This window comes from Pseudoalteromonas sp. MER144-MNA-CIBAN-0113 (assembly GCF_040308965.1).
GTDB classification, from domain to species: domain Bacteria; phylum Pseudomonadota; class Gammaproteobacteria; order Enterobacterales; family Alteromonadaceae; genus Pseudoalteromonas; species Pseudoalteromonas tetraodonis.
The window spans coordinates 1-10723 of sequence record NZ_JBEOOG010000103.1 but is presented as its reverse complement, the minus strand read 5'-3'; the positions used below and the strand labels follow the sequence as shown (position 1 = coordinate 10723).

Sequence of the window (10723 nt, the reverse complement as noted above, 5' to 3'; positions counted from 1 at the left end):
CTATGATAATTTAAACGAGTCAGGTAAAGTGGCCTGACTTAAACAAACTGGTCTCCGATGAACTCGGGGCGATTCAAAGAGGTTCTTGAGTCTTTTTCTCATATAAAGAATATAAAAGAGCATCATGTATTTACTTTAATGAATAGAAGCTAGGTATAACAAGTTGTTAAAACTTTATATGTTTTTCAAAAAACGGAGTTTTAAAATGAGAAAAGAGTTCGAATTCACGGTTAAGGGTCATAAAATTAAAATTTTTAACTCATGGTTTGGTGGTGCAAAACTATATGTTGATGGCGATTTTCGTGATCAAGACTCTACCTTTATTGCTAATGGCAAAACGGCACTTCTTTCAGCAAAACTTGCTGACCTTGGTGTTTTAGAGGTTTTCCCCATATCTGCTTTAATATTTGTAGAAATGGATGCATTTTTAATTACGGACGATGAAAGGTTGCAAGTATACAGCTCACATAAGCGTTTAAACTTAACACAGCAGCGATTAGCAAAATAAACACATAGGTAAAATATGAAACTATTAATGGCTTCTTTATTACTCATTATTGCTGGGTGCAGTAGTGTTGCGCAAAAAGATAGAAAATACTCTCCGTGCTCTGAAGCATGGTTTAATCATGTTGAACAGCAAATAAATACCGGTGACGGTTATGGACATGGGCCAGACATTGGCTCTTTAGAATGGCGCTCTGTGATCATGTTTAAACTCGGTATTAGAGATAAGCCAAACGTACCAGAATTAAATACACAGCTGTGGTGCCAGTTTATTGATGAAAATTATATTTAAAGCCTGCTTGGCTTTATGAGTTTAAATTTGTTGAGTTAGGTTGGGGTTTACTCACCCAACCTACGTAATATAAGTTAACGCCAAGCAGTTTAACGCTTACAGCTAAGCACTTATAACTGCTCTTTCTGTTTAACTAATACCCAAATACTTATGTACTTGAATTGATAAGCGCCAGTTTTTGGCGATACAGGTATCAATGGCTAATTTAGTTGCCGACGTTTTTTGGCTGATTGGCTGTAAATATACCAGTTTTGGGTTAACACCGGTGGCAGTAAATAACTCTTCCAGTTCTTCTACGTGCTTTTGCATAGCAATTGGGTGTTTAATTTCATCGGCGCGTTGCATAGCACTGCTCAATACTTTGTAACCACCACGCATATTAATTTTTGGCGATACCGTAACCCACGTTTGGGCAGGGGCGAGAATTTCAAAGGTGCCACTGGTTTCTATTTGCGTGCTAAAGCCATGATCATGCAATAAATTACACACTGGATTTAAATCGTACATGCAAGGTTCACCACCGGTGATCACAACATGCTTGGCGGTATAGCCACGGGATTTAAATAACTCCAGGACCTGCGCGGCACTGGCCTCAGCCCAATGATCAGAGTCGGCTTTTTTTTCTACCGTGTCATCTAGTGATACTTTATATACATTATCAACATCCCAGGTTTGTTTAGTGTCACACCACGAACATCCCACAGGACAACCTTGCAGGCGTAAAAATATAGACGGCGTACCGGTAAAGCTAGCTTCACCTTGAATGGTTTCAAACACTTCATTAATTTTGTACAAAAGAAATCTCACTTACAACCTGACGGCAAAATTGTTACTATTAAAAATCGCAAAGCACGGTGCAAAAATTGTCATTTATGCCTTGGCCGTGTAGTATATCGCGCCCTGATATAAACCTCTATCAAAACTAAAGAGCAAACCACGTATGACGCAAAAAGTAGTTGTTATTTATTCCGGCGGTATGGACTCATTTACTGTATTAAATAAAGCCTTGCAGCAAGGCCATGATGTTTATGCCCTCTCGTTTGATTATGGTCAGCGTCATGTTAAAGAACTTAAAGTTGCCGCCAACGTATGTGAAAAGCTAAATGTCCCGCACAAAATTGTTGATATATCAGCAATTAATCAGCTTATTGGTGGTTCGTCGTTAACAGACGATATTGATGTGCCAGAAGGCCATTACGAAGAAGAAAGCATGAAAAGCACCATTGTGCCTAACCGCAATATGATTTTACTTTCCTTAGCGGTAGGTTATGCAGTGTCTCTTAAAGCGAGCAAAGTATATTACGGCGCGCATTCAGGCGATCATGCAATTTACCCTGACTGTCGTCCTGAGTTTGTTAAAAAGATGGATGATGTTTGTCGTATTGCAAATTACGATGCAGTAGAAATTTTTAGCCCGTATTTAAACAATACTAAAATCGATATTTTAACCGATGGTATTAAAATGGGATTAGACTACAGCCAAACATGGACCTGTTATAATGGTCGTGACAAAGCGTGTGGTAAATGTGGTGCTTGCCAAGAACGTTTAGAAGCCTTTGAGCTGAACAACGTAGCCGACCCGCTTGAATACGAGTAAAGTTTAAAATAAGCACACTATAAGGCTACCAAGGGTAGCCTTTTTTAGTATGAAAAAACATTAAAGCCAGCGTTTTACTCGTGATTTATAATCGTCAAATTGCTCACCAAATAACTGATGTAACGCCCGTTCCTCTGGGATTATTTGAAATAAGGTAATGTAAGCAATAAACCCTGCTACACCTAAAAAAGCCCACATTGAACCCAGCCACACGCCCCAGCCTGCTAATATAAAAGCAAAGCCTAAATACATCGGATTACGAGAGAATTTATAAACACCTGAGGTAACTAAACTAGACGCTTGTTCTGGTTTGTTAGGTAGTACTGTTGTTTTAGCAAACCGGAAACTCACGACCCCAGCAATACAAAATATACACCCAGTAGCGACAAGTGCTAGCGAGAGATAAGTAATAAATGCGCTAAAATCAATCACGGTATAATGTGCAATCAGTGCCATTACAGCAGCAAAAAACACCACAACAACAACCGGTGGAATTTTATTATTTAACATACCTATTCCTTGTATCGATTAAAAAACTACATGGTTACTATATTGTGGCAACACAAAAAATAACAATGGCTTATCGAATATTTATAAATACAAATAAAGTTACAATTTATTGGCTTTATCGGCGCTTGATTATGGTTATAATTTAAGCTTAAAATAAAATTAAAGGAAGTAATTATGTCTGGCACAACAATGATAGTTCTCATTGTACTTATTTCTGTAGGTTCGGGAGTTATTTACGATATGTATAAAAAGCACCTTGAATTTAAACATAAAGTTCAAGACAACAATCAAGATGCTCATAAGCAACTAGCAGAAGTAACCGCGCAAGTGACTGAACTCAAACAGCGAGTACAAACACTTGAAGCCATTGTTACCGACTCAAGCTATAGCGTAAAACAAGAAATAAACAAACTATAGCTGTCCCTTAGTTATAAATAATTAGGGTATAAATGTGCATTTTCTGGCTGCTCTATACCATGGGCAGCTAAAAACCCGCCAATGGCTTGTCCACACCCTTGGGGTGCCCTGCCGCTGTCTATTTCAAAGTTTAACTGATTCGCCTCTTGCTTACCCATAGAACATAAACTAACTGAACTTGGTGAACGCATGGCAATGCTTAGCTCCCCTACCTGCTCTGCGTGTACATGTTTACTAAAGCGCGCAAAGCCTTGGTATTTAAAATGCTCACTCACATACTCGTTACTTACAGCAACCAGTGCGGCAATAAAGCTATGTAAAAAGCTGTTGGTTGTTGCATCAGGTGCTAAAAATGACAAAGTTTTATTATTAAATTCGCTTAGCTGACAACTATCGCAATGAAGTTTAACCGTATACACCTGCTCGCCGGTGATTATGGCTTGGCAGTTAATTAGCGCAATTTTATTATCCGCAAACACCAGGCGCTCTATCAGGTCGTTCAATGGAATATTTTTAAACGATGTGCTTTTAACAAGCTCAGGGTTTTGCGCCATAACAGGTAAATCATGATGATTATTAAACGGCGTGCTGGTTGCGCCTTGATGCTGCAGCTGAAAAAGCTCTCTTACTTCATGCTCGCGTGCCACTTTCAATGCTAAAAATGCTGTTTGAATAAGCTCTGAGGTTGGCAAATTTTGCCCTACTGGCCAGCGACGACCAAACAGTAACTTTTTTGCTTTGTTCTCAGCACGGTAATTATCTGGACTAAGTACCGCCACTTGCAGATAAATATCACTGTTTTTTTCTGCAGCTAACACACTAAAGTGAGTAGAAAAACTAATGTCGTTAAGCACTTCATTAACGCTGGCTAGCGTATGTTTGTAACGTAAAAAATGCTGGGGAACAATCCAATTATTATTGGCCAGTTGTACTAACGGCGCATACGAAATCGGTTGCTCGTAACTGTGTTGCCACTTTTGCCCATCGCCTAATAATGGCTCAATTTTTATATTTTTATCTGACATATATAAACCAAATAAATCCGCCTGATGGCAAGATATTAACTATGAAGCACTTTACGTAGTTAATCACAAAAACCGATCACACTGACAGGAGTATTTAGCATTCAAATACTCGTTGATACTCTGTTATAACTTTTTGATAGTAAAGTCTATCTTTATTGAGCATTCGAGTATAATGGTTAAGCAATTGCTGCTGATATTGATGATGTTGTGGATTGTGTTTATCCCACATTTGAGCACCGGTTTGAGTGAGTGTTTGGCTGGCATTTACACTAACGTGTAATACTTCGTAAAAACGTTTGTTTTCAACAATAATTTGCTCGTTTTCGAGCTTTAAATTACAGGCTTTTAAACCTTCGCGCACTTTGTAAAGATGCTGAATGGGGCAAATAATAAAACTGAGTTGGTGCAAGCTTTGCGGGTTGTTGGCAATAATTTGTTCAATAAGCTTTAAACATAAATCGCCCCCCACACCAGCAATAACCACCACTTGCTTTGCAGCTGTTGGCAATTTAATTTGCGCAACATCTTCGCAGCGCACTTGCCATGAAGGTAAAGATTTACCTTGCTCAAATTGTTGCAGCGACTGTTCGAGCGCTTCCATTAACGTTGGAATAATATCCACAAAATTTATATGTTTTGCTATATCGCGCTCAAGTAACGCCATCCCTAAAAAGCCATGATCGCAGCAACAATCCCAAACAATATCGTAAGGCTCTGTAATTAATGAATTGATGGCGTTTAAACGTTTACTCAGTTTCATTTAACTCACTATGTTTTTGTTTTGTACACCAATGCTTTTAAGCTTTTATCGCTATCAATTTCAATAAAGCGATCAGTCGGTTCTAGGCGTTTAACAAACTCAATAGCACCTTGAGTATGTTCTTGAATAAGTGCTTTAAAGTCGTTTTCTGAAAGCTCTGGGCTATTAGCGCATAACAACAGCTGTGTAGTATCGTTTAAAAGCTCAGGAAGTCTGCGCAGCACTTTTTGGTAGTCTTTTGTTAATATAAAACTGCCTTTTTGAAAGCTGGGTGGATCAACAATAATTAAATCAAACGGTGCGGCTTTTTTTAGCTTACCAAACGATTTTAAAATATCATGCGGTAAAAAACTGACGCCCCTATCAACATTGTTTAATTGATGGTTTTGCTTACCGACTTTTAACATGCCTTTGCTCATATCCATGTTCATCACATGATCGGCACCGCCGTGCATAGCCGCTACCGAAAAACCACAAGTATAAGAAAACAGGTTAAGTACTTTGGCATGTTTACTATTTTGCATGACAAACTCACGGCCTTTTCGCATATCTGGAAAAATACCGGTGTTTTGCTTACTCATTAAATCAACCAAAAAACGCACACCATTTTCGGCTACGCTATGGCGCGCGGGCAATTGCCCGTGAACAAGGGTGTTATGGCTTTGCAGCCCCGCTCGCTGCTGATACACCAATGCAGTAATTAGCTCTGGATGATGTTGTTGTGCCCACTGCCATAACATATCGGTGAGCGTAGTGAGTGTTATCTCATCAATTTCACTGTATGACACCAAAAACAAACTCGGTGGATAAAAGTCTAAGTTAATATGGCTTAGCGCTTCTACGCTGTGGCCGCGACCATGAAATACGCGGCATAATTCGTTATCTGCAAAAGGCGTGTCTGCTAATGCATTAATAAGAGGAGTAAAATCGATTGTCATTTAATTAATCAACTGTTGTTGTAGTTCATGTATTTCGTCGCGTACAGAGGCGGCTTTTTCAAATTCTAAATCACTGGCGTAGGCATGCATTTTGGTTTCAAGCTGCTTAATTTGCGTGGCAATTTCTTTCGCACTAAGAATTTTTTTAGACTCTTTACGAATAAGCTGTAAGTTATCTTGCGGTGAAGCATCTTCACCTACATCCATTACATCGAGTATCTTTTTGATCAGTGCTTTAGGCTCAATACCGTGCTTAACATTATAAGCATGCTGTATATCGCGGCGTCGCTGGGTTTCATCAATGGCTTTGGCCATCGACTTAGTGATTCTATCGCCGTATAAAATGGCACGACCATCAAGGTGGCGCGCAGCACGGCCTATGGTTTGAATAAGCGAGCGAGCTGAGCGTAAAAAGCCTTCTTTATCAGCATCTAAAATAGCTACTAATGCCACTTCTGGCATATCTAAACCTTCACGTAGTAAGTTAATGCCTACTAACACGTCAAACACACCGGCACGTAAATCACGAATAATTTCGACCCGCTCTACGGTGTCTATGTCAGAGTGTAAATAGCGTACTTTTACATTATGTTCGCTTAAATAATCAGTTAAATCCTCAGCCATGCGTTTGGTCAGTGTTGTTACTAACACGCGCTCGCCTTTTTCAACACTTTTATAAATTTCTGAGAGTAAGTCATCAACCTGATCGCCAACCGGACGCACTTCTATTAATGGATCAAGTAAGCCGGTTGGACGAATAACTTGTTCAGCAACCTCGCCATTGCTGCGCTCTAATTCAAAATCACCCGGTGTGGCCGACACATAAATAGTTTGCGGTGCAATGGCTTCAAATTCTTCAAAACGCAGTGGACGGTTATCCATGGCCGAGGGCATTCTAAAACCGTATTCAACGAGGTTTTCTTTACGACTTCTATCGCCTTTATACATAGCGCCAATTTGCGAGACAGTTACGTGCGATTCATCAATAATCATTAATGCATCGTCGGGTAAATAATCAAGTAATGTCGGCGGTGGATCGCCAGGTGTGCGCCCCGATAAGTAACGGCTGTAGTTTTCAATGCCTGAGCAATAACCAAGCTCGGTCATCATTTCTATGTCGTATTGGGTACGCTGCGCAATACGTTGCTCTTCAACTAATTTATTAGCGCTGAGTAATTGTGCCCTGCGCTCTTTAAGCTCAACTTTTATTTTTTCGATGGCTTCGAGTATTTTTTCTCGTGGCGTTACATAGTGAGTTTTAGGGTAAATAGTAGCGCGCACTATATGTTTTTCAACAGCACCAGTGAGGGGATCAAAAATACTTAGACGTTCAACTTCATCATCAAACATTTCTACACGTACTGCGTAGGTATCTGATTCAGCGGGGAATATATCCACCACTTCGCCGCGAACACGATATGTACCACGACTAAAATCAATATCGTTACGGGTGTATTGCAGCTCTGCAAGGCGGCGCAGCATATCGCGCTGGTCGACTTTTTCGCCCACTTTTAAAAGCAGCATCATTTTCATGTATGAATCAGGATCGCCCAGACCATAAATCGCCGATACCGACGCAACGATTATGGTATCGCGACGCTCTAACAGCGCTTTAGTGGCGCTGAGCCGCATTTGCTCAATGTGTTCATTGATGGATGCATCTTTTTCAATAAAGGTGTCACTGGCTACCACGTAGGCTTCTGGTTGGTAGTAATCGTAGTAAGATACAAAGTACTCAACCGCATTATGCGGGAAAAATTCTTTCATCTCGCCGTATAATTGCGCCGCTAAGGTTTTATTGTGCGCCATAATAATAGTGGGGCGATTTAAATCACTAATGATGTTAGCCATCGTGAAGGTTTTTCCCGTCCCTGTTGCGCCCAATAAGGTTTGATGAGCAAGCCCTGCTTCTAAACCTTCGCACAACTGAGCGATAGCGGTAGGCTGATCCCCAGCGGGTTTAAATTTTGATTCTAACTGAAAATGATCGCTCAATGACTACACTCCTGTAATGCTTGACTGCTTAACGCTTCAATTTCTTTCATAAACCACTTATAGGCTACAAGGGCTGTGAATAAATTACCAATGGCCGCGCCAATAAACAAGCCGATTAAACCTGCCAGTTCATTCCCGATATACGCAAAGGGAACATAAAAAATAAATAACCGAATGACGCTCAAAACTAAGGCGTTCATGGGTTTGTGTAAAGCGTTAAACGAGGAGTTGGATAAAATGATCACTCCTTGCAAGCCATAACTTAATGGGATGGTATAAATAAACAGTTTTATGACATCAACAACGGCTTGCTCCTTACCAAATATTTCACTTATGACGCCTGAGAACATAATTAATAAAATATAAATAACAAACTGCCATAACATCACAAATTTTAAGGTTCCTAGGTAGGCATCCTTTACGCGAGAAAAATGACTGGCTCCAAAATTTTGACTAATAAAAGGTGGCAAAGTCATCGATAATGCTAATACCACCAAACTCGCTATTGATTCTATTCGACTCCCTACTCCAAAAGCAGCCACAGCCTCTGGACCATGATGTGCAACCAATGCCGTCATTACTGCCATAGCAACCGGTGTTAGCATGTTAGCACCTGCTGCGGGTAAGCCTATTTTTAATATTTTACGAATAGCTCCAATAACCGTTTGCGACCCTGCTTTTAAACTCAGTAAGCGCTTTTTAACAATTAATAAGTATAAAATAATTGCAACAGCAACTGCCCATGCAATAACACTGGCGATGGCGGCTCCTTTAATGCCAAACGCAGGAATGGGGCCAAAACCAAAAATAAGTACAGGATCGAGTACCGCATTGATAAGCCCCGCTCCACCCATAATAATACTCGGTGTTTTAGTATCGCCACTGGCACGCAGTACAGAATTACCAATCATCGGGGTAATTAAAAATACACTGCCTAAAAACCAAATACTGATATATTCATGAATGAGCGGTAATACTTGCTCCCCAGCTCCGAGTAAAGTAAAAATAGGATCAATTAATAAATAGCCACACGTAGATAAAACCAACACTAATACCACCGCAATCAACAACGATATACTGGCATCAAAACGCGCTTCTTCAATATTGTTACTGCCTAATGCTTTTGCTATTACCGCTGAGGTACCTATACCTAAACCAATCGCTAAACTAATAACAGTAAAAGTGACGGGAAATGTAAAGCTCACTGCAGCAAGCGGCTCTGTACCCAATAAGCTAATGAAAAAAGTATCAACTATGTTGAACATCATTAGGGTGATCATCCCAAAGATCATCGGAATGGTCATTTTCTTTAGTGTAGGCAAGATTGGAGCGGTGAGTAAGTCAGGGCGAGTATGTGATTGAGAATGTGCGCGCATAAAATAAATAAGCCTCTTTTACTGAACGGCATATTTTAAAGCATCCGAGCTGTTCAAGCCATGCTTTATTAAATCTAAACAATTAATTAAACGTTTAATCTACAAACTGTTATTTTTATGCCTTTGTAAACAAATTTTGCGCTAACACACTAAAAAACAAATAAAATACATTTATATAACTTTTGCAACATTTATTTTTTAGGTTTTGTTGATTTATCACACAGTCAGAGACTGTGTTTTATCGTCACGAAAAATTTTATTTATCGATTAAGTGAGTAACTTAGCTGAATCGTAAGCTATTGTTTTTAAATGTATAAAAAAAAAGCTTTTAAATACTTGAAATCGTTGTAGCGCCCTACAATGCTGGGGGTGCTGATGTTCTTAAAGTTTCATAAACAGAGTTATCCACAGAAACCGTGGATAACTCAATCAACCCCACGTTTATAAAGGGCTACAACGTGGTGCTAAATTGTCAGATCATTTGGTTTTTTCCGTTACCAATATGCAAACAGCGTTGTATGCCCCTGTTATGTGTATGAAGGTGATTTTTTCTTAAACTAATATCAGTGAGTAACACACTCAAACAGGTAGCTAACTCATTGATTGTTTTATTTTTGTACAAAGCATTGCAGCTGCAGTCAAAATTAATATTATGTTTTAGCGCTAATTTTAGTTTACGTAACTAATACGCATTTAGTTCACCGTTTTAACGTACCAAAATAAAAAGGAGCCATTTATTTTAAAGAAGTTAATTATCGCTTTATAAAAATACAGGAAATAGAACGCGTTTTTGCTATTAAAAGCCGTTTTCTTAAATTTTACTCATCACTTTATTGCCTCAAATTACAAACTTCATTCAAATATTGCCCTGTTTTTATAAAACAATATCCCTGCGCTTTACTTAAATAGTGTTACAAAATGCGCAGATTGCACATAAAAACAACGAATAGACCTCTTTTTTGAATTTATGATCTTTTATATGTTGACACTTTGCTATGCGGTCATTAATATTTCGCCCCGTTGAAAGGCAAGACGCTTCCCCCTTAGCTCAGTTGGTTAGAGCGACGGACTGTTAATCCGCAGGTCCCCCGTTCGAGTCGGGGAGGGGGAGCCAAGTTTTTCAGCCATAAACGATTCCCCCTTAGCTCAGTTGGTTAGAGCGACGGACTGTTAATCCGCAGGTCCCCCGTTCGAGTCGGGGAGGGGGAGCCAAGTTTATGTTTATGATGTAGTTCCCCCTTAGCTCAGTTGGTTAGAGCGACGGACTGTTAATCCGCAGGTCCCCCGTTCGAGTCGGGGAGGGGGAGCC

Annotated in this window: 11 protein-coding genes and 3 tRNA genes; 7 read left to right on the top strand and 7 right to left on the bottom strand. The window is 39.7% G+C overall.

What is annotated here, in order from left to right; all coding sequences use genetic code 11:
- The first annotated feature begins 205 nt into the window (after positions 1 to 205).
- Positions 206 to 508, top strand: a complete 303-nt coding sequence (locus AAEY57_RS17845) for a hypothetical protein (protein WP_138561872.1) — start codon at positions 206 to 208, stop codon at positions 506 to 508.
- 15 nt (positions 509 to 523) lie between these two features.
- Positions 524 to 796, top strand: a complete 273-nt coding sequence (locus AAEY57_RS17840) for a hypothetical protein (RefSeq protein ID WP_350608411.1) — start codon at positions 524 to 526, stop codon at positions 794 to 796.
- 129 nt (positions 797 to 925) lie between these two features.
- On the opposite strand, the gene queE is transcribed toward AAEY57_RS17840, so the two are convergent.
- On the bottom strand, positions 926 to 1591 hold the full coding sequence (gene queE / locus AAEY57_RS17835) for a 7-carboxy-7-deazaguanine synthase QueE (protein ID WP_350608412.1): 666 nt from the start codon (positions 1589 to 1591) through the stop codon (positions 926 to 928).
- 145 nt (positions 1592 to 1736) lie between these two features.
- On the opposite strand from queE, the gene queC reads away from it, so the two are divergent.
- Positions 1737 to 2393, top strand: coding sequence for a 7-cyano-7-deazaguanine synthase QueC (queC, locus tag AAEY57_RS17830; protein WP_350608410.1), 657 nt, complete (start codon positions 1737 to 1739; stop codon positions 2391 to 2393).
- Between the two features lie 60 nt (positions 2394 to 2453).
- On the opposite strand, the gene AAEY57_RS17825 is transcribed toward queC, so the two are convergent.
- On the bottom strand, positions 2454 to 2903 hold the full coding sequence (locus AAEY57_RS17825) for a methyltransferase family protein (protein WP_054201169.1): 450 nt from the start codon (positions 2901 to 2903) through the stop codon (positions 2454 to 2456).
- 174 nt (positions 2904 to 3077) lie between these two features.
- Between AAEY57_RS17825 and AAEY57_RS17820 the strand changes: the two genes are divergently transcribed.
- Positions 3078 to 3320: a hypothetical protein gene (locus tag AAEY57_RS17820; protein WP_013465274.1), complete on the top strand. Its 243-nt coding sequence runs from the start codon at positions 3078 to 3080 to the stop codon at positions 3318 to 3320.
- An 11-nt stretch (positions 3321 to 3331) separates the two neighbouring features.
- Here the strand turns inward: AAEY57_RS17820 and AAEY57_RS17815 are convergent, their stop codons facing one another.
- The 5 genes from AAEY57_RS17815 to AAEY57_RS17795 all read right to left on the bottom strand — a co-directional run bounded on the left by AAEY57_RS17815 (position 3332) and on the right by AAEY57_RS17795 (position 9414).
- A complete protein-coding gene (locus AAEY57_RS17815; RefSeq protein WP_350608409.1) occupies positions 3332 to 4345 on the bottom strand; it encodes a hypothetical protein in 1014 nt (337 codons plus the stop codon).
- A 94-nt stretch (positions 4346 to 4439) separates the two neighbouring features.
- Positions 4440 to 5105 carry a tRNA (adenine(22)-N(1))-methyltransferase TrmK gene (locus tag AAEY57_RS17810; RefSeq protein WP_024601105.1) on the bottom strand — a complete coding sequence of 222 codons (666 nt, stop codon included), beginning with the start codon at positions 5103 to 5105 and terminating at the stop codon, positions 4440 to 4442.
- 8 nt (positions 5106 to 5113) lie between these two features.
- The gene (locus tag AAEY57_RS17805) at positions 5114 to 6043 is read right to left on the bottom strand and encodes a class I SAM-dependent methyltransferase (RefSeq protein WP_350608408.1); all 930 of its coding nucleotides are present in this window, start codon (positions 6041 to 6043) and stop codon (positions 5114 to 5116) included.
- Entirely contained in the window at positions 6044 to 8038 is a 1995-nt protein-coding gene (gene uvrB, locus AAEY57_RS17800; protein ID WP_013465278.1) for an excinuclease ABC subunit UvrB, read from the bottom strand.
- Positions 8035 to 9414, bottom strand: a complete 1380-nt coding sequence (locus AAEY57_RS17795) for an MATE family efflux transporter (RefSeq protein WP_350608407.1) — start codon at positions 9412 to 9414, stop codon at positions 8035 to 8037. Before AAEY57_RS17795 ends, uvrB begins: the two co-directional genes overlap by 4 nt.
- 1037 nt (positions 9415 to 10451) lie before the next feature.
- Between AAEY57_RS17795 and AAEY57_RS17790 the strand changes: the two genes are divergently transcribed.
- The 3 genes from AAEY57_RS17790 (at position 10452) to AAEY57_RS17780 (ending at position 10721) form a co-directional block, all read left to right on the top strand.
- Positions 10452 to 10528: transfer RNA gene (locus tag AAEY57_RS17790), tRNA-Asn, on the top strand.
- A gap of 21 nt (positions 10529 to 10549) precedes the next feature.
- Positions 10550 to 10626, top strand: a tRNA-Asn gene (locus tag AAEY57_RS17785).
- Positions 10627 to 10647: 21 nt separating this feature from the next.
- Positions 10648 to 10721, top strand: a tRNA-Asn gene (locus AAEY57_RS17780).
- Positions 10722 to 10723: the final 2 nt, after the last annotated feature.